Origin of the sequence: Bradyrhizobium sp. BR 1433 (assembly GCF_051547665.1) — a bacterium.
In the GTDB taxonomy this organism is placed as follows: domain Bacteria; phylum Pseudomonadota; class Alphaproteobacteria; order Rhizobiales; family Xanthobacteraceae; genus Bradyrhizobium; species Bradyrhizobium australafricanum.
In genome coordinates, this window is sequence record NZ_JBPUGG010000001.1 from 5,848,244 (window position 1) to 5,872,315 (window position 24,072).

The following is a 24,072-nucleotide window of genomic DNA, read 5'->3' on the forward strand; positions in this document are numbered from 1 at the left end:
CTGAGCGCGATGCGCGTCTCTCTCCGCAAGCTGACGGTCTTGACCGGGCTGGTGCTGGCCTTCGCGGTGCCGTTCGCCGCGACAATGCTGCTCACCGGTTCGGTCGCGGCGGTCTCGAAACCCGAGCCGAAGAAGCCCGAGCCGCGCGTGCACCACGTTGTGCTGCAGATCAACAGCGACGACCCGACCACGATGCGGGCGCTGATCTCGACCGCGCTCAACCTCCCGAAATATTATCGGGAGCGCAACGAGCCGTTCGAGATCGAGGTCGTCGCCTACAATGCTGGCGTCCACATGCTGCGCGCCGATACCTCGCCGGTGAAGGATCTGCTCCGGGTGGCGAGGGGGCTCACGCCCGACATCCGCTTCGTGGTCTGCGAAGCCACCAAGCTCGGCATGGAGCGCGCCGAGGGACATCCGCTGGTCCTGCTCGATCATGTCGACCTGGTGCCGAACGGGCCCGGGCGCATCATCGAATTGCAGGAAGCCGGCTGGTCCTACATCCGGTCCTGAGCGATGCAGCGATCAAGCCAAGCGGAGAATTTGTCATGACGTCAGCTCACGTACCGACGCGCCGTGCCGTCGTTGCCGGCATGATTGGCGCCGGCGCCTCGCTCGCAATGCCCACCGGAGCTGTGCTCGCAGCGTCGGGACCGCCGCAATTCGGCACCATCCGGCATCAGTTCACGCAGGTCGAAGGCGCCCGCCCGGTGCCGCCGGTTGCGATCCCGGCGCTCACCGGCGGTGAGCTTGATCTCTCCGCGTTCAAAGGCAAGCTGGTGCTGGTGAATTTCTGGGCCACCTGGTGCGCGGCGTGCCGGACCGAGCTGCCGATGCTGGACCGCCTTGCCGCCAGCGGTCGTCGCGATCTCGTGGTTATCGCTGTTAGCACCGATCGCAACCGCGCGCCGGTCGCGCCCTACGTCAAGCAGCTCAAGCTGCGCCACCTCGCGGTCGGCTTCGATCCCGGCGGTCTCGTGTCGCGCGTCGACGTCGCCGAGGTCGATACGCCGTTCGCGCTGTACGGCATGCCGATCTCATTTTTGATCGGCATCACCGGACAGGTCGAAGGCTACATGACGGGTGAGGCGGACTGGCTGTCCACGGAGGCGAGCGCGTTGTTCGACTACTATGCGGGAGTCCGCTGAGATGGCTTAGCCCGGATGAAGCGCAGCGAAATCCAGGACTGGTTCATCCGCGATGAGAGCGGCCCCGGATTGCGCTGCGCTCCATCCGGGCTACGCTTTCCTGTGCCGCTCGGCGCCTTAGGGCAATTTGTCATACCCCTCCGCCAGGCCATTCAGGCTGAGCGGAAAGCCGATACCTTCTTCCGGGGTCTCGAAGATGATGAAGGTCGCGGTCTTGGCGTTCTTGAGCTGGCCGAGCAGCTTGTCGTCCATCACGACCTCGGCGACGCAGCCATTGGGCAGGCATCTGACGAAACCGGCGCGGCCGACGTCCTGATTGTCGAGCTTGAGGCCGAGGCCGGAGGGCAGCAGCACGCCGAGCGGGGCGACCACGCGCATCAAGCGACTCTTCTGGTCGGCGGTCTTCAGCACGATCACGGTCAGGCCGGCATTGGAGCGGTCTTCCGCTACCACGCTCTGGATCAGCGCGCATTGCTCGGCCTGGGCGCCGGGCGGAGTGTCGCAGCGAATCTGCCAGTCGCCATGGACCGAGCGCACCGCGCCTTGCGCGTTCGCCGGCTGGGTCAGGCCAAGAGAAAGGCCAAGAGAAAGGCCGAGGTAGAGGGCCAGAATCGCGAGGCCGCCGAGCCGGCCGGCCATCGTCAAACGAATGTTCGAAGCGCCCATCCGGGTCGATCCTTATAGATGTTCGGTCGGTCCGGCCGTCCGGCCGCCGGTAGCACGCGCGCCACGATGCGCTTCCCGGAAGCGAATCATGATCTCATCTTCTTGTTTGAGCATGATCTTTCGGAAAACCGGTCTCCACTTTTCCGGATCATGCTCAGGCGTCGACTGATACCGCAATGACGGCGCCTTGAAGGCGATCTTGGAGCCATTCCCGCGCAGGATTGCGGCAACCCGCAGCGAATCAGGTTCCTGTGGAGCACCCACCTGTGCGTACATCCGGCAATCTCCCTGTCAAGCAGGGTGGACAATTGGTCCAAGGGCTTTCGCTTGATTTTGCGGGAAAAATCGCAAGCGGCAGCTTCATTGCAGGCGCATGGCTTTCGGCCCCACTACTGCATTGCGAGCGCCGGAGAATTATGGTTTGAGAGGCTGGATTTCGACGCGTTCTAGCGATCTGGCTCCCGTACCCACCTTGACTCAGAGACGGGTATGTCCGGAAGGCCGTTTGTCAGGGCGGATCGTGCTGCATTTCGGCCACATGCCGGGGGTGCTTTGGGGAATAATGCAAGGGAGCGCGAGCGGCATGAAGATGTCGATTGGCCGGTTGGGCAGGCAATTGCTGGGGTTGGCGGTGGCGGGTGTGGCGTCTGTCGCCGCGGGATCGGCCTTCGCCGAAATGGGGCAGCCGGCGCCGTGGGAGCACACGCTGCAGGAAGGTGTGACCCCGGTGATGGAAAACATCATCTGGTTTCACAATTTCCTGCTGGTGCTGATCACCCTGATCACGCTGTTCGTGCTCGCGCTGCTCATCATCGTGGTGGTGAAGTTCAACGCCAGGGCGAACCCGGTCCCCTCCAGGACCACCCACAACACGCTGATCGAGGTGGCCTGGACGCTGATCCCGGTGCTGATCCTGGTCGGCATCGCGGTGCCGTCGTTCCGCCTGCTGTTCCTGGAGCTCGACGTGCCGAAGCCGGACCTCACGGTGAAGGTCACTGGCAAGCAGTGGTACTGGTCCTACGCCTACCCGGATAACGGCAAGTTCGAGTTCGACTCGCTGCTCGACAAGGACAAGCAGCCGCGCCTGCTCGGCGTCGACAACGAGATGGTGGTCCCGGTCAACAAGGTGGTGCGGATCCAGACCACCGGCGCCGACGTGATCCACTCCTTCGCGGTGCCGGCCTTCGGCGTGAAGATCGACTCGATCCCCGGCCGCCTCAACGAGAGCTGGTTCAAGGCCACCAAGACCGGCGTGTTCTACGGACAGTGCTCGGAACTGTGCGGCAAGGACCATGCCTTCATGCCGATCGCGGTCAGGGTCGTCAGCGACCAGGAATTCGCGACCTGGGTCGAAGGCGCGAAGAAGAAGTTTGCGACCAACCCGGCGAATTCCTACGCCTCGGCTGGTCAGGCGGCGCAGTAAGCCTCACGGCTTACGGCGCGGATGGAATAAGGGCGACGGGACCGCAAGGTCCGAGAGGGACTGCAAGGCAGGATTTTGAACATGGCGACAGGCGCAGCGACACACGACGATCACGCCCATGACGATCACGCCCACCATCCGACCGGATGGCGGCGTTATCTCTACTCCACGAACCACAAGGACATCGGTACGATGTACCTGATCTTTGCGGTGATCGCGGGCATCATCGGCGCGGCGATGTCGATCGCGATCCGTGCCGAGTTGATGTATCCGGGCGTCCAGATATTCCACGAGACGCACACCTATAACGTGTTCGTGACCTCGCACGGCCTGATCATGATCTTCTTCATGGTCATGCCGGCGATGATCGGCGGCTTCGGCAACTGGATGGTGCCGCTGATGATCGGCGCGCCGGACATGGCGTTCCCGCGCATGAACAACATCTCGTTCTGGCTGCTGCCGGCCTCGTTCGCGCTGCTGGTGATGTCCACCTTCGTCGAGGGTGAGCCGGGCGCCAACGGCGTCGGCGCGGGCTGGACCATGTATGCGCCACTGTCGACCTCGGGCCATCCGGGACCGGCGGTCGATTTCGCGATTCTCTCGCTCCATCTCGCGGGTGCCTCGTCGATCCTCGGCGCCATCAACTTCATCACCACGATCTTCAACATGCGCGCGCCGGGCATGACCCTGCACAAGATGCCGCTGTTCGTGTGGTCGATCCTGGTCACCGTGTTCCTGCTGCTGCTGTCGCTGCCGGTGCTCGCCGGTGCGATCACCATGCTGCTGACCGACCGCAATTTCGGCACCACCTTCTTTGCGGCTGACGGCGGCGGCGACCCGGTGCTGTTCCAGCATCTGTTCTGGTTCTTCGGCCACCCCGAAGTGTACATCCTGATCCTGCCCGCCTTCGGCATGATCAGCCAGATCGTCTCCACCTTCTCGCGCAAGCCCGTGTTCGGCTATCTCGGCATGGCCTACGCCATGGTCGCGATCGGCGGCATCGGCTTCGTGGTGTGGGCGCACCACATGTACACCGTCGGCATGTCCTCGGCGACACAGGCCTATTTCGTCGCCGCCACGATGGTGATCGCGGTGCCGACCGGCGTGAAGATCTTCTCGTGGATCGCCACGATGTGGGGCGGCTCGATCGAGTTCAAGGCGCCGATGATCTGGGCGATCGGCTTCATCTTCCTGTTCACCGTCGGCGGCGTCACCGGCGTCGTGCTGGCCAATGCCGGCGTCGACCGCGTGCTGCAGGACACCTACTACGTGGTGGCGCACTTCCACTACGTGCTGTCGCTCGGCGCCGTGTTCGGCATCTTCGCCGGCTGGTACTACTGGTTCCCGAAGATGTTCGGCTACATGTACTCGGAGCGGATCGCCAAGGCGCACTTCTGGTTCACCTTCGTCGGCGTCAACCTGGTGTTCTTCCCGCAGCACTTCCTCGGCCTGTCGGGCATGCCGCGCCGTTATGTCGACTATCCGGATGCGTTCGCCGGCTGGAACCTGATCTCCTCCTGGGGCTCGTACATCTCCGGCATCGGCGTCCTGATCTTCATCTACGGCGTGATCGATGCCTTCGTCCGTAAGGAGCAGGCCGCGAACAATCCGTGGGGCGCCGGTGCGACCACGCTGGAGTGGACGCTGACCTCGCCGCCGCCGTTCCACCAGTTCGAAGTGCTGCCCCGCGTGCAGTAAATCCACGACAACGCGGCGCACTTAAGGGTGCGCCGCGCCTTTTGAGAGAAGCGAGACCTGATCTTGTCGGTTGTCGATCACAACGCCATCGAGCTGCCCCGGATCTCCGAGGCCGAAGTGGGCGACTACATCGCGCTGTTGAAGCCGCGCGTGATGTCGCTGGTGATCTTCACCGCGCTGGTCGGGCTGATGATCGCGCCGGTGCACGTGCATCCGGTGCTGGCATTCACCTCGATCCTGTGCATCGCGGTCGGCGCCGGCGCTTCCGGCGCGCTCAACATGGCCTATGAGGGGGACGTCGACGCCTTGATGACGCGCACCGCCAACCGGCCGATCCCGCGCGGCCGCATCACGCAGACCGAGGCGGCCGCGTTCGGCATCACGCTCGCCTTCTTCTCGGTGATGACGCTCGGCATTTTGGTCAACTGGGTGGCGGGCGCGCTGCTCGCCTTCACCATCTTCTTCTATGCCGTGGTCTACACGATGTGGCTGAAGCGCTGGACCGCGCAGAACATCGTGATCGGCGGCGCCGCCGGTGCCTTGCCGCCGGTGGTGGCGTGGGCCGCCGCGACCGGATCGCTCTCGGTCGAGCCGATCCTCCTGTTCCTGATCATCTTCTTCTGGACCCCGCCGCATTTCTGGGCGCTGGCGCTGTTCCGCAGCGACGACTATGCCCGCGCCGGCATCCCGATGCTGCCTGTCGTCGCCGGTCCCGACGCGACCCGGCTGCAGATCCTGCTCTACACCATCGTGCTGGTCGCGATCGCGCTGGCGCCGTGGCCGCTCGGCTATTTCGACGCGATTTACGGCGTCACCTCGCTGGTGCTTGGCGCCGGCATGCTGTGGCTTGCCATCGAGGTCTATCGCCGCCGCGAGGGGACGGCTGCCAACCGCGCCACGCGCCGGCTGTTCGCCTTCTCGATCCTCTATCTGTTCGCGCTGTTTGCCGTCCTTCTCGCCGAGGTCGTGGTCCGCGCGATTGCGCCTGTCTTCATCGGATAGGGAGCCGGGGGGCGAGATGGGGGCGCATGGGATATCAATGGACGAGAAACGCGAACCAGAAGGCATCGTCCTCACCGAGGCGCAGCTCAAGAGCCGCCGCCAGCGCTCGATCGCCATCGCGCTCGCGCTCGGCATCCTGGTCGTGCTGTTCTTCGCCGTCACCCTCGTCAAGGGGCCGGCCGTGCTGGTGCGGCCGCTGTGAGTGAGATGGCCAACCAGGGACCGCAGCAGGGTGAGGGCGCCAAGGTCACGCGCCGCACGCTGACGCGCGACGCCGTGGTTGCCTCGATCTGCGGCTTCGTCGTGGTGCTGATGGTCGGCGCGTCCTACGCAGCCGTGCCGTTCTACAACTGGTTCTGCCGCACCACCGGCTTCAACGGCACCACCCAGGTCGCGACCTCGGTGCCTTCGGATGCGCCGCTCGAGCGCACTATTTCGGTCAGCTTCGATTCCAACGTCGCGCCGGGCCTGCCCTGGAAGTTCGAGCCGGAGCAGAACACGATCGACGTCAAGATCGGCCAGGTGGTCACGGTCTACTACACCGTCACCAACCAGTCGGCGCGCACCACCACCGGCCAGGCGTCCTACAATGTCGCGCCGCTGACGGTCGGCGCCTATTTCCAGAAGATCAACTGCTTCTGCTTCACCGAACAGACCATGGCGCCGGGCGAAAAGCGCGAGATGGCCGTGGTGTTCTATGTCGATCCGGCGCTGGCCAAGGACAGCGAGAACGACACGCTGAAGACGATCACCCTGTCCTACACCTTCTTCCCCGTGCGCGACGCCGCGCCGAAGCCCGTGGCGGCGGGCGAGGCGGAACAGCGCAAGGGCGGCTAGTTTTGGAATTTAAGATTTAAGACGTGCCTTGCGGCACGCGAATGGAGAGACGGCAATGGCTGAGGCGCAAGTCAAGCATCACGACTATCATCTCGTCGACCCGAGCCCGTGGCCGGTGGTCGGCTCGATCTCGGCCTTCATCATGGCGTTCGGCGCGATCGGCTGGATGCACCACATGTTCTCCGCGGCCCCGATCGTGTTCGGCGTCGGCACCATCGGCGTGCTCTACACGATGGCGAGCTGGTGGGGCGACGTGATCAAGGAAGCCCAGTACAAGGGCGACCACACCCGCGTGGTGCAGATCAGCCACCGCTACGGCATGATCCTGTTCATCGCCTCCGAGGTGATGTTCTTCGTCGCCTGGTTCTGGGCCTTCTTCAATGCGGCGCTGTTCCCGGCCGACGCGGTGCATGCCACCCGCGATGCGGTGTTCGGCTGCGGCGCCGGCACGGCGATGGGCGCCTGCTCCGTTCCCGGTACCTGGCCGCCGCACGGCATCGAGACCTTCGATCCCTGGCATCTGCCGCTGCTCAACACGCTGCTGCTCCTGACCTCGGGCACCACCGTCACCTGGGCGCACCATGCGCTGCTGGAGAACGACCGCCAGGGCCTCAAGCAGGGCCTGATCCTCACCGTGATCCTCGGTGCCCTCTTCACCTGCGTGCAGGCCTATGAGTACGCCCATGCGACGTTCTCGTTCGGCGGCAACGTCTATGGCGCGACCTTCTTCATGGCGACCGGGTTCCACGGCTTCCACGTGCTGGTCGGCACCATCTTCCTGCTGGTCTGCCTGATCCGCGCCTATGCCGGCCACTTCACGCCGAAGCAGCACCTCGGCTTCGAGTTTGCCGCCTGGTACTGGCACTTCGTCGACGTGGTCTGGCTGTTCCTGTTCATCTGCATCTACGTCTGGGGCCACGGCGCCGAGACGATGGCCCACGGCGCACACTAATTGCCGGCCGACGTGCTAAAAGGGGCGGCCGAATGGCCGCCCCTTTTTGTTTCCCTTCTGCCCTTGTGGGAGAAGGTGGCGCGGATGTAATCCGCGCCGGATGAGGGGTCTCCATCCGCGGAGACAGACCCCTCACCCGGCTACATCTCGCTCCGCTCGATTTCGCCACCCTCTCCCACAAGGGGAGAGGGGAAGGAGCCAAATGACCGATACCCCGCCGACCGTCACTGAGAGCGCATTGCGCGGCATCGCCTGCCGCTGCCCGCGCTGCGGCAAGGGCAAGCTCTATTCCGGCTTCCTGACGCTGGCGCCGCGCTGCCAGGCCTGCGGCCTCGACTTCGCCTTCATCGATTCCGGCGACGGGCCGGCGATCTTCGTGATCATGCTGGCCGGCGCCATCGTGGTCGCGGCGGCGCTGATCGTCGAGGTGAAGTACCAGCCGCCGTTCTGGGTGCATGCCGCGCTGTGGCTGCCATTGATCCTGGTTACCACGATCCTGCCGCTACGATCGATGAAGGCACTTCTGATCGCGCTGCAATTCCACCACAAGGCCGCCGAAGGCCAATTGATCGAGCGCGACCCGAAATGAATGACACGACGACGCGCCGGCCGAGCGCGGCCGGCTTCGGCATTTTCACGTTGATCATGATCGCGGTGTTTATCGCCCTCGGCTTCTGGCAGTTGCAGCGCCGGGTCGACAAGCACGCGCTGATCGCGGCGCTCGAGGCGCGGCTGGCCGCGCCGACCGAGGCGCTGCCGCCGCCGTCGGCATGGCCGACGCTGACCTCCGCCAAGGATGAATTCCGCCGCGTGACCCTGACCGCGACCTATGCGAAGCAGCCTGACGCGATGGTGTTCAGCTCCGGCTCCGCCGTGCGCGACGACATTTCGGGTCCCGGCACCTGGGCGTTGCTGCCGGCGAAGCTCGCCAGCGGCGAGACCGTCGTGATCAACACCGGCTTTGTCCAGAACACGATGCAGGATCGCGCCTTCGAGGATCGCGTGGTCGGCCGCCTCGTCACCGGCGCGCCGGTTGAGCTGACGGGCTATATCCGCTTTCCCGAGCCGCCGGGCCGGCTGACGCCGAAGGAAGATCCGGCGAAGCGGCTGTGGTTCGTGCGCGACCATCGCGCGATGGCGCAGGCGCTCGGCTGGGGCCAGGTCGGGCCGTTCTATATCGACCTCGAGGCGCCGGTGCCCGACAGCGGCACGCCGAAGCCCGGACCGCTCAAGGTGCGGCTCAAGGACGACCACATGCAGTACGCCATCACCTGGTTCTCGCTGGCCGCTGCGGTCACCATCGCCTTCGGCCTGTGGTGGCGCGGCCACCGGCGCCGTGCCTCTGGTCGAACCTAGCCTCATCATGGTTTGATTGACCCGCGAAGGGGACTTCGCGGCAAGCAATCAGGGTGTGCCATGGAGAAATACGGCGCCGGGCCAATCGTTGTCCTGGAGTATGATCCCAACTGGCCGGCCATGTTCGAGACGGAGCGCGCGAGGATCGAGCATGCGCTCGGCTCGCTGGCTCTGGCCATCGAGCATGTCGGAAGCACCGCGGTTCCGGGCTTGCCGTCGAAGCCGATCATCGACCTGATGGTCGGTGTCCCCAGCCTCGCGGAGGCACGGGAGCGCTGCATCAAGCCGATCGATACGCTCGGCTACCACTACATACCGGAATACGCGGCGTGGCTGCCCGGCGAGTTGTTCTTCCGCAAGGGCCCTCCGGGGCCGTGGACCCATCATCTGCATCTGATGGAGCCATCCAATCCGCGCTGGGAAACGCTGCTGGTGTTTCGCGACTATCTTCGCGCGCACCCCGAGGTGTCCCGTGCCTACGCCGAGATCAAGCAGGCCCTTGCTGCCTCCTCAAGAGAGGACATCGTGGCCTATCGCAACGGCAAAACGCGTTTCGTCGAGGAGACGACGGCGAAGGCCCGCGCGTGGCGCGCGAACCTGTCCGGTCGATAGCGCGGCCGCGCCACGCTTGCATTCTGCCGTAACGCATCCATGCCCGCGCCGGGATCAATGACCCATGGGGGCGGGGCCGCCGAGCTTGACCTTGCGCAAGGTCAGCGCCAGCGGGATGGCGGAGAGCGAGATCAGCATCAGGACCCAGAACGCATCCATGTAGGACAGGAACGAGGCCTGGGTCTGCACCTGCTGTCCGATCCACTGGATCGCCTGACTGTGCGCCTGCGCCAGCGAACTGCCCTGGGCGACGAAGAAGTCGGTGACCTGGTGCAGCGTGTCCTGGTATTGCGGGCTCGACGGTGTCACCTGCTCGACCAGCCGGCTCTGGTGGAATTGCTCGCGATGCGTCAGCACGTTGGACACGATCGAGACGCCGATCGAGCCGCCGGTGTTGCGCGCCGCGTTGATCAGCGCGGAGGCCTGGTCGGTCTTCCCGGCGGGAATGCCGTCATAGGACGCCGCCATGATCGGCACGAAGATCAGCGGCAGGCCGACGCCGATCAGCATGCGCGAGCGCGCCATGAACCAGAAGCCGAGATCGCCGTAGACGTTGGTCATGCTGTACATCGAGGCGGCGATCACCAGCGCGCCGGCAACGATCAGGTATTTCGGCTGCACCCTGGCGGCGAGCCGGCCGACCGCGAACATCATCATCATGGTGACGACGCCGCCGGGCGAGAGCACGAGGCCGGCCCAGGTCGCGGTGTAGCCGAAATCCTGCTGCACCAGTTGCGGCAAGAATTGCGTGGTGGCGAGCAGGATGGCGCCGGTTGCCAGCATCACCAGGAAGCAGGCGCCGAACTGCCGGGTTGCGACCATGCGCAGGTCGATCACCGGATTGCGCCGGGTCATCTCCCACGGGATCATCAGCACGAACGCCGCGGCGCAGATCACTGCAAAGGCGATGATGAAGGGCGAGGCGAACCAGTCGTCCTCGAGGCCGCGGTCGAGCACCACCTCGAGCGCGCCGAGGAAGGTCGCGACCAGCCCGAAGCCGATGAAGTCGAACCTGTTGTCCTGGGGCTGCGCTCCCTTGGCTTTCGCGGTCGCGGGCTCCTGCAGCACGGCTGCGATCAGCGCGATCGCGAACACGCCGACCGGCGCGTTGATCAGGAAGCACCAGTGCCAGGAGAGGTTGTCGGACAGCCAGCCGCCGAGCGTCGGCCCGACCACCGGCGCCACCACGACGGCAATGCCGAACACCGCGAACGCCTGCCCGCGCTTGGCCGGCGGGAAGGCGTCGGCGAGAATCGATTGCGCAACCGGCACCATGCCGCCGCCGCCGAGACCCTGCAGGATACGGAACAGCAGCAGCGCGTTCAGATTGGGTGCAAAACCGCACAGGATCGAGCTGACCGTGAAGATGCCGAGGCAGATCAGGAAGAAGGTCTTGCGCCCGAGCGTGCGGGCGAGAAAGCCGGAGGCGGTCAGGATGATGGCGTTGGACACCAGATAGGTGGTGACCACCCAGGAGGCCTCGTCCTCGCTCACGCCCATGCCGCCGGCGATATAGGGCAGCGCGACGTTGGCGATGGTGGTGTCGAGCACCTCCATGAAGCTCGCGAGCGCGACCACGATGGCGATCAGCCAGGGATTGACGGTGACCTTCGGAGTCGAAAAGCCTTTGGCGTCGATGGCGGCGGCACTCATCACAGCCTCCCGAGGCTCGACTTCTCAAGGCGCTCGAACAGGGACGGCGCGGGATTGATCCGCACCGTCGGCACCACGGACATGCCCGGGCCGAGCGCGACGTCGGCCGGTGGGTTGTCCATCACGATCTTCACCGGCACGCGCTGCACGATCTTGACGTAGTTGCCGGTGGCGTTCTGCGCCGGCAGCAGCGAGAACGCGGTGCCGGAGCCCGGCTGCACGCTCTCGACATGACCCTGGATGGTGCGTCTGGGATAGGCGTCGATCTTCATCGTCACCTTCTCGCCCGGCCGCATCTTGTCGAGCTGGATCTCCTTGAAGTTCGCGGTGACCCAGGTCTGGTCGGGCACGAACATCGTGAGGTTGGTGCCAGCCTGGGCGAACTGGCCGACCGCGGCCGACAGGTTGACGACGCGGCCCGGCTGGGCGGCGGTGACCGTCGTATAGGACAGATTGAGCTTGGCCTGGTCGCGCTGCGCCTCGGCCTGGGCGAGGTTGGCGACCGCGCTCTTGCGCTGCGCCTTCAGCGACTCGACTTGGCGCTGCGCGAGGTTGAGCGTCGCCTGCGCGCTCAGCAGCGCAGCCTGCTGCTGATGCAGCTGCGAGGTGAACTGCTCGGAATTCTGCACGGTGCCGTAGCCGGATTGCTCCAGATGCTGGTAGCGCGTCGCCTGCTGCTGGGCGAACACCAGCGCCGCCTGCGCCTGGTCGACCTGCGCCTGGTTGGCAGCAATCTGCGCCTGCTGCACGTCGAGCTGCGCATCGACATTCTCGATGCTGGCGCGCGCGGCAGCGACCTGCGCCTCGGCCTGCGCCAGCGCGACGCGATAGTCGCGGTCGTCGAGCCGGGCGATCACGTCGCCGGCCGCGACATGCTGGTTGTCGGTGACCGGGACGGCTGTGATGTAGCCGGAGATCTTCGGCGCCAGCGCCGACTGACGCGCGGCGATGAAGGCGTCGTCGGTGGATTCGAAATGCGCGCTGTAGTCCATGTAGAGATAGCCGCCGCCAATGGCTGCGGCGAGCAGCACGGCGCCGATCGCGGAGACGACCGGACGGCGGCGGAGAAAGCTGCGCCGTGTTGTCTTGCCGATGGCCTCGGGCGGGATTGTTGCCGGCGGGGCGGGTTGCTTGCCCGCGGGATACTCCTGCGCCGGAGCTCGTGCGGTGACCGAGGGCCGGTCAGGCTCTTGGGAGGCCGGCGCCGAGGACGCCCCCTCATGCCCCGGTTGGTCGCGCTCCAAGACAGTGTCTTCAAACATGATGGCGGCTCCTGTTGTCAGGCGAGTGCCTTCACCAAAAGGAACGGAACCGTTCCGTTCTTTGCGGCAAATAGTCTCGCCGCGGTGCGCCGTCAATAGAAACGGAACTATATCGTTCTATTTACAACAAGATGTGATAAGGCTATATTGCCTGATATTGCCGGCCTGACCGGCCCATCGAACCCGGGTCGATGCGATGACCACCAGCACCCTGAAGAAGCCGCGGGCGCCGAAAACCAGGCCGGTCGAGGTGCGCGCCGGCCGGCCGCCGAAGGAGCTCGCCGGCGAGGTCGATGCACGGATCCTCGACGCCGCGCGCCGGGTGTTTCTGCAGCGCGGGTTCGAAGGCGCGAGCATCGATGAGATCGCGGATGTCGCGCGCTCCGGCAAGCGGACGATTTATGCGCGCTTCCGCGACAAGCGGGCGCTGTTCACGGAAGTGGTGACGCGGGACATCCTGGCACGCATCGCCGAGTTCAAGGCCGATCCGCCGGTCGGCGCGACCATCGAGGAGCGCCTCACCAGCGTTGCGTCGACCCTGCTGCATTGGGGCTTCGATGCCGACCGGATCGGCCTGATGCGGCTCGCCATCGCGGAGGCGCATCGCTTCCCGGATCTCGCCGCCAACGTCAATCGCAGGGCGCGCGCGCTCAGCACCGAGCTCGGCATTCACCTGCTGCGCGACCTGACGCAATCCGACGAGCTCGGCAAGCTGCCGGCCTTCGCGTCCGAACACCTGCCGACCACGGCGCGGATGTTCCTCGACATCATCGCGGTGCCGATGCTGCTCCGGGCGCTGTTTGAGGTCGACCTGAAGGCGTTGGATCCCGAGATCGACGCCCATGTCGCGCGCGGCGTCGCGTTCTTCGTCGCCGCGTGCCGGACCGGCTGGGTGGAGAATCCCAAGCCATAGGCGCGCTCAATCGGGCGCGCGCTCGACGGCGTGACGCAGCCAGACCATGCCGCCTTCCAGCGTCTCGCAATGGGTGAGCCGGAGCGATTGTCCGGCGCCGGGGCGGTCGCCTTCAGGGCCGTGATAGTCGACGATGCTTTGCGAGCCGGCGACGCCGTCGACCGCCGGGAAGATCAATGTGCTGAACTCGTCGATCAGTCCATGCTTGAGGAAGGCGCCGTTGATCCCGCCGCCGCCTTCGAGCAGCAGCGTCCTGGCGCCGAACAGCGACGCCAGCTGCGCCATCGCGCCCGGCAGGTCGTCGCCCTTCGTGCCTGCAAAGATGTAGGACGCACCGTCCTCGCGCAGCTCGGCGAGATGCGCATCGGACACCTGCTCGCCCAGCACCGCGACGGCATGATCGCCGCCGACATTGTCCTTGCCGAAATGCACGCGGCCCGACGGATCGATGCCGACAGCAAGCTTGCGGCCGTTACGGTTACCGAGATGCGCCTCGCGCGGCAGCCTCAGTGGGTTGGCGATATGCCGCTCCGTTCCCTTGGCCATCTCGTTCATGGTGACGCGGCCGATGATCCATCCATCGGCATCGAAGCCGTCATGGATCCTTTCGTAGTGGCCGCGCAGCATGTCGGCCGAGATCCCGGCGGCGGCCTTGGTGAAGCGGCTGGGATGAAGCCGGCCGTCGATCGACGTGCCCATGTGGCAGATGATGTGGGGACGCATAGGCTGAACTCTTCGGTGCGGAATGACAGCGCCGCAGGGGCGGGTGGGGCAGCTTCAGATTTATAGACGCGCAGGCAGGTTCTCAACGCGGACAACGCGGCGGCGTTTCAACTTCGCTTGTTTTAATCGAACCAGCCGTGCCGCTTGAACCAGAGCACCGGCAGGATGCCGCTGGCGATGATCGCGGCCCAGGCCAAGGGATAGCCGAAGGTCCAGCTCAGCTCCGGCATCTCCTTGAAATTCATGCCCCAGACCCCGACCAGGATGGTCGGGGAACGCCGACCACCGACACGATGGTCAGGATCTTGAACAGGTCGTTCTGCTGGATGTTGATGAAGCCGAGCACGGCGTCCAGCAGCAGCTGGATCTTGTCCGAGAGCCGGGTCTCGTAATCACCCAGTGAAGCCACATCCTTGGAGACGGCCTCGAGCCGGCGCTTCGAAGCCGACGTGATCCATTCATTGCCGACGTCATCGGCGAAGCTCGCGACCCGGCCGACGCCGAGCAGCACGTCGCGGGCCTTCGCCAGCCGATCGGCGAGCTCGCCGATGTTCTCCAGCGCCTCGCGCAACCTGCGGCTGGAGCGCACCGGACGCTTGCTCCGCACCAGGCCGCCCTTGAAGACGCCGCGCGACAGCCTGTCGGTCTTGGCGCCGAGATGCTCCAGCACGTCGGCGCCGCGATCGATCATGGCCTCGAGCAGCGCGGTGAACACGCACATGCCGTTTTGCAGGCTCTTGTCGGTGCCGATCCGCTTCATGACGTCGTCGAAATTGGTCAGCTGCGCGAACCGCACGGTGACCAGCACCTTCGGGCCGATCACGAAGCCGATATTGGTGATCTCGGCTTCATTGTTGTCGTCGAGCCGCACCGCCGGCGAGCTCAGATAGAGCCGGTCATGATCGGTGATCAGGCGGCTGGATGCCTCGATCTCGCCCAATGATTTTTCGGTAGGCACGCGGATGTCGAGCACGCGCTCGACGAATTGCTTTTCGTCCTCCGTGGGATCGAGCAGATCGATCCAGATGATCTCCGACGGCAGTTCGGCGCCGATACCCTGCCAGTCAGAGGTCGTCGACCTGTACAGCTTCAGCAATGATCGGGCTCCATGCATGGGGAAGTGCGTCCCACGACAATCGCGAGGGCAGCAAAGCCGTTCCATGCATTCGGCAGCCTGCCGGCATTCACTTCAGCCGATGAGACGTTCCGCCAAGCTTTTTGAGCCGGCGCAGGTCGCTTGCGGCCTCAAAGAGCAACCAGTCGCGAAACGTCACGATCTTCGGCAGGCTCGCGGTCGCCTTCGGGCAGAGGATCCAGTAGGTCTTCGACAACGGCAGCGACTGCGGAAACGGCCGCGCCAGATGGCCGTTGATGAGATCCCATGCTGCCAGCGTGGTGCGCGCCAGCGCTATGCCTTGTCCGTTGATGGCAGCGTCAATCACCATGCTGGCGCGATTGAGGACCGGGCCATGAGTGGCGGCAGCATCGTCCAGTCCCGCCTCCTGAAGCCAGTTCTTCCAGTCGGCGCGGCTGTCCATGTGGATCAGCGGAAATTTCAGGATGTCGGCGGGCTTGCTGAGGCGTCGCTTGCCGGACAATAGCTTTGGGCTGCACACGGCAAATAGCCGCTCCGGGCTCAGCCGCACTGCGTCAAGCCCCGGCCAGTTGCCGTCGCCATGGCGCACCGCGAGATCCACTTCCTCGCGCGCGAAGTCGACGTGGTGCAGCGTGGCGGAGACGCGCAGGTCGATGCCGCTATGCGCCTCGACAAAGTGGCCGAGCCGGTGCACCAGCCATTTCGCCGCAAAATCCGGCGAGGTCGAAACCGTGAGCACACCGGTATTCTGCCGCTGCAACAGCCGCTCGGTGCCGATGGCGATGCGGTCGAGCGCGTCGCGCACGACAGCGAGATAGTCGCGTCCCGCCTCGGTGATGATCAGGCGCTGGCGCTCGCGGTTGAACAGCTTGATCGCGAGCTCCGCTTCCAGTGCTTTCACCTGATGGCTGACGGCACCCTGCGTGACACAAAGCTCTTCGGCCGCGCGCGTAAAACTCTCGTGGCGCGCGGCCGCCTCGAAGGCCTTCAGGGCATTGAGCGGCGGCAGGCGTGGGCGCATCGCGCGACTTCATGAGAAAAATTAGGGCAGGCACGAGAAACGATGCTTTGCGGGAGACCGCCCCGCACGATTATTGAACAGCTCCAGTGAAGCATTTCAAGCGATTTGGAGCCTGTCGTGTCCGTCCTTTTAACCGATGCATGGTCGATCCCGCCGGTGCCCGCCGCCGACCCGGCAACACCACTTCATCAATTCAGCTCAGGAAGGTCGCCAGGCGCTCCGCTCCCCAGATGGTGGAGCTTGCTTGACCGGCCGTTTCAGCGCATCGCGCTACGCGAGATTGCAGACGACCCGCATCTGCTTCGCGATCTCGACCTGACGCGCGAGCAGGCGCTGCGCGAGGCCTCCAAGCCGTTCTGGCGCTGAGACCAAATCAGAAGGGAGAAAACGGATGTCCGATCCGATCGTGTACGGTTTCCCACGCAGCACGTTTGTCAACATCGTCCGCTTGATCCTCACGCACAAGGACGTAGCCTACCAATTCCACGACCTTGAACCGGTCATGGGCAAGCCCGATCACCTGGCGTTGCACCCGTTCAACCGTGTCCCAATTCTGAAACACGGCGATCTCACCGTCTACGAGACGAGTGCGATTACCGCCTATGTCGACGAAGCATTTGGCGGCGTATCGCTGACGCCGAAGGACATCAAGGCACGGGCACGCATGAACCAGTGGATCAGCGCCGTTAACAGCTATTACTACCCCTACATGATTTATCACGTGACGCATGAGCGTCTGGTTTTTCCGGAACTCGGCATCGCCCCCGACGAGAAGGTCGTGGCGCACGCGCTGCCGAAGGTCGGGACCGCGCTTGCGGTGGCCGAACGCCAGCTTGCGCACGGCAAGGATTTTCTGCTCGGGGACGAACTCTCGATTGCGGATTTCTATCTGCTGCCGAGCACGTTCGCCTTCAGCCTCACCGCCGAAGGGCAGTCGATGTATCCGAAATTCCCGGCATTCTGCCGCTGGCGGGAACGCATGGACAATCTGCCCGCAACGCAAAAGGTTCGCGCCGCCGTGCAGCGGGTGCCGATCGAACACGCGCGCGAATGGGCTACTTCGCACCGGCCGAAATATTGACCGTCACTGTTCGCGTGCAGAGCGCCCCGGTTCCGTCCACCACGTGCAGCCAGAAGCCCGTTTGTTTCCGAACAAAGGCGATGACGGAGCGTTAGTGCAGAGCAAGAGGAAGGGACAACACCATGAAAAATTCCATATCGGTTGCGTTCATCTCCGCGGTCGCAATGACCTTCGCATTCGCCGGAAGCGATGCAAAAGCACAGTCTACGCCTGTCCAACAGGCCCAGCCGCCTCAGCAGTCGGAGCAAACCCGCGAGCAGGATCGCAGTCGCGCCGAGGACGTTAAGATCGGGCGTGACTGGAAGGCTCAAGGCGGCGAGAAGGACCGCGCCGGCCAGGCAACACCTGACGACAGCCATCAGACTGTCGGTCGAGACTGGCGAGCCCATCCAGAGAACCGGGACCGCCAGTAGCTATCGAGGCGGAATTGGCGACGCCTGGTGCGCGGCGTGACCTTCGAAGAAGGAAAGCGGAAAGCCGAAGGTCAATCCCGCACGTATCTCGTTTACCGGATGGCCTCCGGTGAGCGCGTGCCGGACCGCGATGTCGAAGCTGAGGTCGTCGCGCACACGATAGATCAGCCCGACCAACCCCGAGAACGTCTCCTCTTTGCCGAACTCGTTCTCGTAGAATATCTCGGCGACGGGGCGCACCGTCCACGTGATCGGCCCCTCGACGATGGCACCCACGAACACGTCGCCATGATGGTCGCGGGTGATGGCGGTCTCGGCATTCAAGTGAATGGTGCCCCAATCCCAGCGCTGCGAGACAATGCCGGCCAGGCTTACGCCAACGCCCGAATTGCCGGTACTGTCAGGAAGAAGGACGCCAAATTCGGTCGCAATGCTCGGACCGGTCTTGTCCTGCAGGCTACCGGGTACGACCACGTGTTTGAGGAACGCCCCGGCTGCGGTCAGGCTGGTTGGGCCGGGCGGAGAAAGCGACGTTTGTCCCTGGCCTTCGAAGACGGCTTCCCAATCCTCGCTCAGACCGTAGTTGAGAACCCAGGCCGGCGCGATCAGGCTTGTTCCGCTCTCGTCGCGCAAACGTCCCGCCGGCTGCAGCTCGACCTCCATCTCCCCCTTCTTGGCAACGGCGGCATCGGTGCCATCGAAGGGGCGATAGGCCGAGGCGGGGGCAGACCACGCAATCAGTCCCAAGGCGACCATGAAGCTCGGCGCAAGGCCCATCGAGCAGCTGCGAAAGCCCCGGCTACGTTTGCACATGCGCCGTCTCCCCACAAAGTCGATCTCAAGGCATTGGCTTGAACACCCAGATTGCCGCCGGTCCCGCGGGTCCCGCGCGGACCGCAACAAACAAACGATCCATCTCCGGCACAAAGAGCGACGTTCGCGCGCCCGTCGCTGTCGGCAAGCGCGCGATCAGTCGATAGGCCGCTCCATCAATCTCAAAAACGTCGACATATCCACCGCCGCAGCTCACATAGATGCGTCCGCGCTTTGCATCTACAAAGAGGTCGTCGGCATCGCCGCAAGTGCCGGTGGCCGCAATCGCCTTGCCGTCGGTCGAAAAGGCTGCAAGCTCGGCTGGGCTGCGATACGCCAGGAGAACGCGACTTCGTTCGTGATCGATGGCCATCGCGAAATTACCGCCCTTGTCCAACGGCCAGCTGGTGAGTTGTTTCCCGGAAGCAACGTCCACCACCGCGACGGCTCGCGCGTCAGGCAGATTGACAAAGATGCGCCCACTATCGGGCTGAAGCTGGAAGCTTTCCGGATGTGCCCTAAGAGGTAGGCTCCGAACCTTGGTCCGGGTGGATGGGTCGACGACTGCCAGGCCACCATCGCCATAACCGACGATGACGCGCTTGGCCGCCGCGTCGATCCGGATGTTGTCGGCGTCGTTGCCGAGTTCGATTCGCCCGATCGCCTTGTACGCGTTGGCATCATACAGCCGCACCGATCCATCGCGGGCGTTGGCGACGTAGAGGGTGTCGGTCGACGGCTCATAGCCGACGCCTTGGGGTTCGCTCAATCCGGTGATGGTTCGAAGCAAGCTGCGCGCAGCCAGATCGACGACGCCGACGCTGTCATTGCCGAGCTCGGCCACGAACAGTCGCTGCCGCTTCAGGTCGACCGCCAGGTGATCAATCCGACCGCGGACATCGCCGAGCAGGATCTTCGTTTCGAGCTGAAGGTGCGTTTTGTCTCCTGCCGGTTCAGTTGCCGCTGCCAGCGTCGGAATGAGGGCGTCGATGCTCCGGACGATCTGATCCCGGGCCGACTCATAATCATCGATACCCAGGGGAATGCCGGACCAGTAGGTCACGTCGGCCTGTCCGTGCCGCTCGGCGGGGATCTGATCGAACGCCACCACCTGGTCTGCCGCGGCCAAGTCGTCGATGGTCAGCTGTTGCGGCGTGTTGGCCGCCTCCAGACCATCGAGTGCCAGGCCATCCTGGACCCTGACCGGGACCGACCGATAGAGGTCGATGCCGCGTGAGACCGCCCTGAACCGCAATCCGCGCTGCTGGGCAGCCTTGTTGAAATAGGCCGCCGCCATCTGGCTGTTCACCACGCCGTGCAGGCAGACAAAGACGACCGTCTTGTCCTCGTCCGCCGGCGCGGGCTGCACCGATGTCAGCGCGATCGCAAGCGCCGCGGCGGCAATGCGCAGCGTCGCCTGGGCACTCCTGATGAGCGTTCGCATCGTCAGCATCTCATTTCAGCCCGGTTAGCACCCATGCCGGTTGCAAGATCGGGTAAGCAACGAGCCCAACGACTGCCGTAGCGGCGATGAGCAGTGGGTTGCTGACCTTCCAGCGGAACAGAACGGCGAGCGAGACAATGCCGATGAGCGCGGTCAACCAATCGCCGATCGCAATCTTGCCGAGCAGGACGCACGCGCCCAGGATGGTTCCGATCGCAGCCGCATAGGCGCCCTTTACGAATCCCTGCACATTCGGGTTCTTGCGGTGCCGCGCCAGCAACGGCGCCACGATCAGGACCAGCAGGAAGGACGGCAGGAAGATGCCGATGGTCGAGACGAGAGAGCCCCAAAAGCCCGCGACCAGATAGCCGACGAAGGTTGCCGTGATCACGACAGGTCCGGGGCTCATCATGCCGATCGCGACGGCGACCAGGAATTCACGCTCGTTGAGCCAACCGTATTGCTGCACGAGCCCTTGCTCGAGGAACGGAACGATGACGAGCCCGCTGCCGAAGGTCAGCGAACCCGCCTTGAGGAAGAACAGCAGCAGCTTGCCCAGCGTCGAGCCGGTCACGACCGGCGCGGCTCCGGGCGCCGCCGCCGGAATCACCGCGAGTTGCAGGGCAACCGGCGGGCGTTTGATATTGCCATAATAGATGATGCCAATGATTCCAGCGCCGATGAAGAGCAGCGCGACCTCGGCCTGGAGGATGACTGTGACGGCCAGGCAGACTGCCGCGATCGCCCATTGTAACCAGTCTTCCATGCCCAGCTTGGCAAGCCGGTAGCAGGAGTGAAGAATGAGCGCGATGACCGCGGGGCTGACACCGTAGAAGATCGCGGTGACCGGCTGGAGATCGCCGAGATAGACGTAAAGCGCTCCCAATGCAGCCACGATGACGAAGTTGGGAAGGATGAAGCACCATCCACCGACCCAGGCTCCCCAAAAGCCGCCGCGGAGCCACGCGACATAGATGCCGACCTGGATCGCCAACGGCCCCGGAAGCGATTGGCAAATGGCAATCGATTCCCTCATCTGCTCCTTGGTCAGCCACTTCTTGCCGTCGACCAGTTCGCGTTCCATTTGCCCGACGAGCGCGACCGGGCCTCCGAAGCCAAGAAAGCCGAGGCGCAGGAAATAGCGTGCCAGTTCTGTCAAATGACTGCGCTGTGAATCTGTTGCTGTGGTCACCTACGAAACTCCGTAGCAGAAGCTCTGCCTCTCATTGCGGATCCGAGATGGGCTCAAGGATGCCGTCAGCAGGGAGCCCCAATCCCGCTGGCGTCAGCGTGAATGTCCGGCCGGATTGGGCGACGTCGTAGCAGCCGTCGTCGGACTCCCCGAGATAAAAGCAGAGCTGATCCTTCTCGATCGTCCACTTGCCGCGCCTCTTTGCCCCCGCCGATACGCTCCTCAGCGTGCCGTCACCCTCGAACACGAAGCGATAGTGCACCTCATCCGTGAGCTGCATGCCGACGAACTTGGCGTTAATCTGCGCCCCCGTCACTTTCCGGAGGTTTTGCGCCTCAGCGAATCCCGCATCGGGCATTACTGAACTCCCGATGAAGGCGGCGAGTGCCGCGACGAGACACGGCACGTGCGAGGCCGCCGTCACTTCTTGCAGGATTTGAGACACATCTTGTACTCGGTCTTGCAGGCCGGCCCTGCATAGTTCTTCATGCATGCCGCACGCTGCTCAGCACAGACCTTGCAGGTTTGCGCCTGGACAGAGTCCCCGCTCGCCAGTAACCCCGCCAGCACGCAAAGAGCCAGCGCCAGGCTTCGCGCCAGCGATACGATTGGATTGCGTCGCTTCGCGCGGGTGCGACGCGCTGCACTCGGCCCTACAGCAATCGGGACCAATGCCGGGTGGTAGTCCACCTCCGACAGAGCATGAAGCGCCTGGCCAAGCGGACTGGCCATTGGGTTCTGGATGAGTTTGCAAAATTGCTGGTAAAGATCAGACATGCTGCGCCCTTGGTGATCAGGACGCGATTCTTGGGCATGTCGCCTCGCGGGGAGATCGCAAACCCCCGTGGCCCGAATAAAAGCCTTGACGGGCGGGCTGTCAATCCGCGTGCGCGGAAGGGCTGAAGAAATCATTAGAGAGTAGCGATTTCTCACTGCTTTGTTGAGAATAACTAGCTGTTCCGACTAGTCTGATGAGCCGTAAGTAATCGCGTCGAACAGCGTGATGCTGTCAGCCTTGGTCCATAGGCCCACCATACCGGGCTCTGCAAAGGTCTGGTCGTCTACCTCGAATACCGTCTGACCGTTGTAGATTGCCTTGAAGCGACTGCCCTTGAACTCGACGCGCAGCGAGCCCCACTGGTTTGCCGGCACGGCAATCTTCACGCCATAGCCCCCCGCCCGACCGACTATGTCAAGGGGCCGCCTAACACCGTTGACAGTCTTGTAGAGCACGACATTGTCCTCCAGCGCGTTGGCGCGAAGTACATAGTAGTTGTCAGCGTCCTTGGCCCGCCATACGAGACCAGCAGCGCGGTCCTCCGCGCCAGCGATCGGCTTGAACTTCGCTTCGATGAAGCCGTCCTTGATGTTCGTGTCGTTCTTCAGCAAGACCGGATAGGTTGCGTTGCCGGATTGCTTGACAATTCTGGAATGCGAGGGAGCGGTCGCATCCTGCTCGACCGTCCATTGCGGATTGCCCGTTCCGGTCTTGGCGGCTGTCCAGCCCTTTGGCGGAACTCCAACCGCATCTGCATCAAAACTTGCCGTACTGTCTGCCATGACGCTTGTCTCCGTAAGACAACTCATCGTTGCCGCGACGAGAACCGCGCGCCACCCCCGGCGATTCCGGCCACTATCAGCGCGCGCGGTCATTCAGGACTCCATCAATCGAAGACGAGGTGGGTGTGTCTGCTAGTCGAGCGGTATCGAAACGGTTGACAATTGCCCTCCCTTCAAGAGAACAACCGACGCTACCGCACGGCCGCTTTGCAATTCAGGTACAGCACTTACGGCGATGGCTGCTCCAGCCTGCTCCCTCGCTCTTGCGGCCGCAACCATCAGCTTGACTTTTGCCTTCTCCATCGCCGTCATTTGAGACTTGGCGTGAGCGAGATCGTCGCCCTCTGTGATCGGCTCGACCTTTGCAATGGCTCCGGTCATGTGATCAACAATGACCTCATAATACTTTCCGTCTTTGGCCGTATAGAACGGAGAGTTGCAGTTTCCCTTCCTCCGCTTCGAACTTCCCGGAGACCGGCTGGCCCTGCCGCTCACTCGCGGCAAAGCCGTCCTGCAAGCTCACTTTTGCTGCACCCAAGGATTTCACGAGGATGGCTTCGTCGTCATCGGCCGCTACATGCGCGCTGGCAAGAATCATCGTGAAGCCGATCGCTGCCAGTCCAACGGCAATTGTAGATAACACCGTTCGTCTAGTCATAGCAGTCTCCCTTCAGACTGAGCCTTGGCGCCTCTCATGCGGGCTTAGTCGTCGTCATCCTCGTCGACGACGTGCAACCTCCCTGTCTGCGCGTCGACCATGAGCTTCGCCGTTTGTCCGTTCTTCGAACCCATGGCCTCGATGTAGCTTCCCTCCCGCATGATCTGCACGTTCGACCAACCCTCCGATTGCAGCTTCTGTCGGACCTGGTCCTCGGTGACGGGGCGATCTCCGGGGATCAAGACCGGGCCCTTGTTCGGTTGGGCCGTGACCACGGCAACGCCGACAATTCCCAGCAGAAGCAGGCCAGCACTCAGCACAATCCAGCTTCGTTTCATGTCGGTCCTCCTTTAGCCTTGATACGTGTCGTCAACACGTCCGCATGGGCATCCATGGCGTCGAGCGCGAGGGCAAAGCCGGTGCGGACCTGCTCCGCGTCGCCACAAAACACGATGGTCTGATGCGAACGCGCGACCGTTCGTGCATTCTGTTCATCCCGGGAGGAGGACGTATCCTCCCGGGAGACAGTGTCGTCGATGCGATCCATGG

At 63.9% G+C, this 24,072-nt stretch carries 30 protein-coding genes and 1 pseudogene; 14 read left to right on the top strand and 17 right to left on the bottom strand.

The annotated features are described in order from the left end of the window. The first annotated feature begins 9 nt into the window (after nucleotides 1-9). Nucleotides 10-513 (top strand): DsrE family protein, encoded by a 504-nt coding sequence (locus tag ACSKB9_RS28110; RefSeq protein WP_438077195.1) that lies wholly within the window; start codon nucleotides 10-12, stop codon nucleotides 511-513. A 35-nt stretch (nucleotides 514-548) separates the two neighbouring features. Then, complete coding sequence (locus ACSKB9_RS28115; protein ID WP_438077197.1) at nucleotides 549-1,148, top strand: redoxin domain-containing protein; 600 nt, start codon at nucleotides 549-551, stop codon at nucleotides 1,146-1,148. Between the two features lie 117 nt (nucleotides 1,149-1,265). Here the strand turns inward: ACSKB9_RS28115 and ACSKB9_RS28120 are convergent, their stop codons facing one another. Beyond that, nucleotides 1,266-1,814 carry an invasion associated locus B family protein gene (locus tag ACSKB9_RS28120; protein ID WP_438077199.1) on the bottom strand — a complete coding sequence of 183 codons (549 nt, stop codon included), beginning with the start codon at nucleotides 1,812-1,814 and terminating at the stop codon, nucleotides 1,266-1,268. 12 nt (nucleotides 1,815-1,826) lie between these two features. After that, nucleotides 1,827-2,090, bottom strand: a complete 264-nt coding sequence (locus ACSKB9_RS28125; protein WP_438077200.1) for a hypothetical protein — start codon at nucleotides 2,088-2,090, stop codon at nucleotides 1,827-1,829. 307 nt (nucleotides 2,091-2,397) lie between these two features. Between ACSKB9_RS28125 and coxB the strand changes: the two genes are divergently transcribed. The 9 genes from coxB to ACSKB9_RS28170 all read left to right on the top strand — a co-directional run bounded on the left by coxB (nucleotide 2,398) and on the right by ACSKB9_RS28170 (nucleotide 9,694). Continuing rightward, nucleotides 2,398-3,237, top strand: coding sequence for a cytochrome c oxidase subunit II (gene coxB / locus ACSKB9_RS28130; RefSeq protein ID WP_026191935.1), 840 nt, complete (start codon nucleotides 2,398-2,400; stop codon nucleotides 3,235-3,237). Between the two features lie 81 nt (nucleotides 3,238-3,318). Next, on the top strand, nucleotides 3,319-4,935 hold the full coding sequence (gene ctaD / locus ACSKB9_RS28135; RefSeq protein ID WP_057016079.1) for a cytochrome c oxidase subunit I: 1,617 nt from the start codon (nucleotides 3,319-3,321) through the stop codon (nucleotides 4,933-4,935). Between the two features lie 63 nt (nucleotides 4,936-4,998). Next, the gene (locus ACSKB9_RS28140; protein ID WP_028334631.1) at nucleotides 4,999-5,937 is read left to right on the top strand and encodes a heme o synthase; all 939 of its coding nucleotides are present in this window, start codon (nucleotides 4,999-5,001) and stop codon (nucleotides 5,935-5,937) included. A 37-nt stretch (nucleotides 5,938-5,974) separates the two neighbouring features. Next, nucleotides 5,975-6,139, top strand: a complete 165-nt coding sequence (locus tag ACSKB9_RS28145; protein WP_028334632.1) for a hypothetical protein — start codon at nucleotides 5,975-5,977, stop codon at nucleotides 6,137-6,139. A 5-nt stretch (nucleotides 6,140-6,144) separates the two neighbouring features. Next, nucleotides 6,145-6,774: a cytochrome c oxidase assembly protein gene (locus ACSKB9_RS28150; RefSeq protein ID WP_076832349.1), complete on the top strand. Its 630-nt coding sequence runs from the start codon at nucleotides 6,145-6,147 to the stop codon at nucleotides 6,772-6,774. Nucleotides 6,775-6,829: 55 nt separating this feature from the next. Next, entirely contained in the window at nucleotides 6,830-7,726 is an 897-nt protein-coding gene (locus ACSKB9_RS28155; protein ID WP_057016083.1) for a cytochrome c oxidase subunit 3, read from the top strand. A 202-nt stretch (nucleotides 7,727-7,928) separates the two neighbouring features. Next, nucleotides 7,929-8,315 carry a DUF983 domain-containing protein gene (locus ACSKB9_RS28160; protein WP_026191934.1) on the top strand — a complete coding sequence of 129 codons (387 nt, stop codon included), beginning with the start codon at nucleotides 7,929-7,931 and terminating at the stop codon, nucleotides 8,313-8,315. Continuing rightward, entirely contained in the window at nucleotides 8,312-9,082 is a 771-nt protein-coding gene (locus ACSKB9_RS28165) for an SURF1 family protein (RefSeq protein ID WP_438077204.1), read from the top strand. The genes ACSKB9_RS28160 and ACSKB9_RS28165 overlap by 4 nt, the downstream gene beginning before the upstream one ends. A gap of 60 nt (nucleotides 9,083-9,142) precedes the next feature. Further along, nucleotides 9,143-9,694, top strand: coding sequence for a GrpB family protein (locus ACSKB9_RS28170; protein WP_438077206.1), 552 nt, complete (start codon nucleotides 9,143-9,145; stop codon nucleotides 9,692-9,694). A gap of 54 nt (nucleotides 9,695-9,748) precedes the next feature. Here ACSKB9_RS28170 and ACSKB9_RS28175 read toward each other — a convergent pair whose 3' ends face one another. Beyond that, complete coding sequence (locus tag ACSKB9_RS28175; RefSeq protein ID WP_438077208.1) at nucleotides 9,749-11,347, bottom strand: DHA2 family efflux MFS transporter permease subunit; 1,599 nt, start codon at nucleotides 11,345-11,347, stop codon at nucleotides 9,749-9,751. Beyond that, nucleotides 11,347-12,609 carry an efflux RND transporter periplasmic adaptor subunit gene (locus ACSKB9_RS28180; protein ID WP_438077209.1) on the bottom strand — a complete coding sequence of 421 codons (1,263 nt, stop codon included), beginning with the start codon at nucleotides 12,607-12,609 and terminating at the stop codon, nucleotides 11,347-11,349. The genes ACSKB9_RS28175 and ACSKB9_RS28180 overlap by 1 nt, the downstream gene beginning before the upstream one ends. Nucleotides 12,610-12,805: 196 nt before the next feature. Between ACSKB9_RS28180 and ACSKB9_RS28185 the strand changes: the two genes are divergently transcribed. Next, nucleotides 12,806-13,522 (top strand): TetR/AcrR family transcriptional regulator, encoded by a 717-nt coding sequence (locus ACSKB9_RS28185; protein WP_438077211.1) that lies wholly within the window; start codon nucleotides 12,806-12,808, stop codon nucleotides 13,520-13,522. A gap of 6 nt (nucleotides 13,523-13,528) precedes the next feature. Here ACSKB9_RS28185 and ACSKB9_RS28190 read toward each other — a convergent pair whose 3' ends face one another. From ACSKB9_RS28190 to ACSKB9_RS28200, 3 genes and pseudogenes are all read right to left on the bottom strand, one after another. Beyond that, the gene (locus ACSKB9_RS28190; RefSeq protein ID WP_438077213.1) at nucleotides 13,529-14,245 is read right to left on the bottom strand and encodes a dihydrofolate reductase family protein; all 717 of its coding nucleotides are present in this window, start codon (nucleotides 14,243-14,245) and stop codon (nucleotides 13,529-13,531) included. A 122-nt stretch (nucleotides 14,246-14,367) separates the two neighbouring features. Next, a pseudogene (locus ACSKB9_RS28195) lies at nucleotides 14,368-15,341 on the bottom strand (magnesium transporter CorA family protein). A gap of 88 nt (nucleotides 15,342-15,429) precedes the next feature. Then, nucleotides 15,430-16,362 (bottom strand): transcriptional regulator GcvA, encoded by a 933-nt coding sequence (locus ACSKB9_RS28200; RefSeq protein ID WP_438077215.1) that lies wholly within the window; start codon nucleotides 16,360-16,362, stop codon nucleotides 15,430-15,432. Between the two features lie 240 nt (nucleotides 16,363-16,602). On the opposite strand from ACSKB9_RS28200, the gene ACSKB9_RS28205 reads away from it, so the two are divergent. Both ACSKB9_RS28205 and ACSKB9_RS28210 read left to right on the top strand, forming a co-directional pair. After that, nucleotides 16,603-16,728 (top strand): hypothetical protein, encoded by a 126-nt coding sequence (locus ACSKB9_RS28205; protein WP_438077217.1) that lies wholly within the window; start codon nucleotides 16,603-16,605, stop codon nucleotides 16,726-16,728. A gap of 25 nt (nucleotides 16,729-16,753) precedes the next feature. Continuing rightward, the gene (locus ACSKB9_RS28210) at nucleotides 16,754-17,443 is read left to right on the top strand and encodes a glutathione S-transferase family protein (protein WP_438077219.1); all 690 of its coding nucleotides are present in this window, start codon (nucleotides 16,754-16,756) and stop codon (nucleotides 17,441-17,443) included. A gap of 413 nt (nucleotides 17,444-17,856) precedes the next feature. Here ACSKB9_RS28210 and ACSKB9_RS28215 read toward each other — a convergent pair whose 3' ends face one another. The 10 genes from ACSKB9_RS28215 to ACSKB9_RS28260 all read right to left on the bottom strand — a co-directional run bounded on the left by ACSKB9_RS28215 (nucleotide 17,857) and on the right by ACSKB9_RS28260 (nucleotide 24,070). Next, nucleotides 17,857-18,633 (bottom strand): hypothetical protein, encoded by a 777-nt coding sequence (locus ACSKB9_RS28215; RefSeq protein WP_438077221.1) that lies wholly within the window; start codon nucleotides 18,631-18,633, stop codon nucleotides 17,857-17,859. A gap of 61 nt (nucleotides 18,634-18,694) precedes the next feature. Further along, the gene (locus tag ACSKB9_RS28220) at nucleotides 18,695-20,113 is read right to left on the bottom strand and encodes a hypothetical protein (RefSeq protein ID WP_438077223.1); all 1,419 of its coding nucleotides are present in this window, start codon (nucleotides 20,111-20,113) and stop codon (nucleotides 18,695-18,697) included. Between the two features lie 10 nt (nucleotides 20,114-20,123). Beyond that, a complete protein-coding gene (gene chrA / locus ACSKB9_RS28225) occupies nucleotides 20,124-21,305 on the bottom strand; it encodes a chromate efflux transporter (RefSeq protein ID WP_438077225.1) in 1,182 nt (393 codons plus the stop codon). A 31-nt stretch (nucleotides 21,306-21,336) separates the two neighbouring features. Further along, nucleotides 21,337-21,663 (bottom strand): hypothetical protein, encoded by a 327-nt coding sequence (locus ACSKB9_RS28230; RefSeq protein ID WP_438077227.1) that lies wholly within the window; start codon nucleotides 21,661-21,663, stop codon nucleotides 21,337-21,339. Between the two features lie 62 nt (nucleotides 21,664-21,725). Beyond that, nucleotides 21,726-22,082, bottom strand: a complete 357-nt coding sequence (locus ACSKB9_RS28235) for a hypothetical protein (RefSeq protein ID WP_438077229.1) — start codon at nucleotides 22,080-22,082, stop codon at nucleotides 21,726-21,728. Nucleotides 22,083-22,268: 186 nt separating this feature from the next. Continuing rightward, nucleotides 22,269-22,865, bottom strand: coding sequence for a family 16 glycoside hydrolase (locus tag ACSKB9_RS28240; protein ID WP_168858827.1), 597 nt, complete (start codon nucleotides 22,863-22,865; stop codon nucleotides 22,269-22,271). 132 nt (nucleotides 22,866-22,997) lie between these two features. After that, a complete protein-coding gene (locus ACSKB9_RS28245) occupies nucleotides 22,998-23,246 on the bottom strand; it encodes a hypothetical protein (RefSeq protein WP_438077231.1) in 249 nt (82 codons plus the stop codon). Between the two features lie 16 nt (nucleotides 23,247-23,262). Further along, the gene (locus ACSKB9_RS28250) at nucleotides 23,263-23,523 is read right to left on the bottom strand and encodes a hypothetical protein (protein ID WP_438077233.1); all 261 of its coding nucleotides are present in this window, start codon (nucleotides 23,521-23,523) and stop codon (nucleotides 23,263-23,265) included. 44 nt (nucleotides 23,524-23,567) lie between these two features. Further along, nucleotides 23,568-23,861: a hypothetical protein gene (locus tag ACSKB9_RS28255; protein WP_438077235.1), complete on the bottom strand. Its 294-nt coding sequence runs from the start codon at nucleotides 23,859-23,861 to the stop codon at nucleotides 23,568-23,570. After that, on the bottom strand, nucleotides 23,858-24,070 hold the full coding sequence (locus ACSKB9_RS28260) for a hypothetical protein (protein ID WP_168858824.1): 213 nt from the start codon (nucleotides 24,068-24,070) through the stop codon (nucleotides 23,858-23,860). The genes ACSKB9_RS28255 and ACSKB9_RS28260 overlap by 4 nt, the downstream gene beginning before the upstream one ends. Nucleotides 24,071-24,072: the final 2 nt, after the last annotated feature.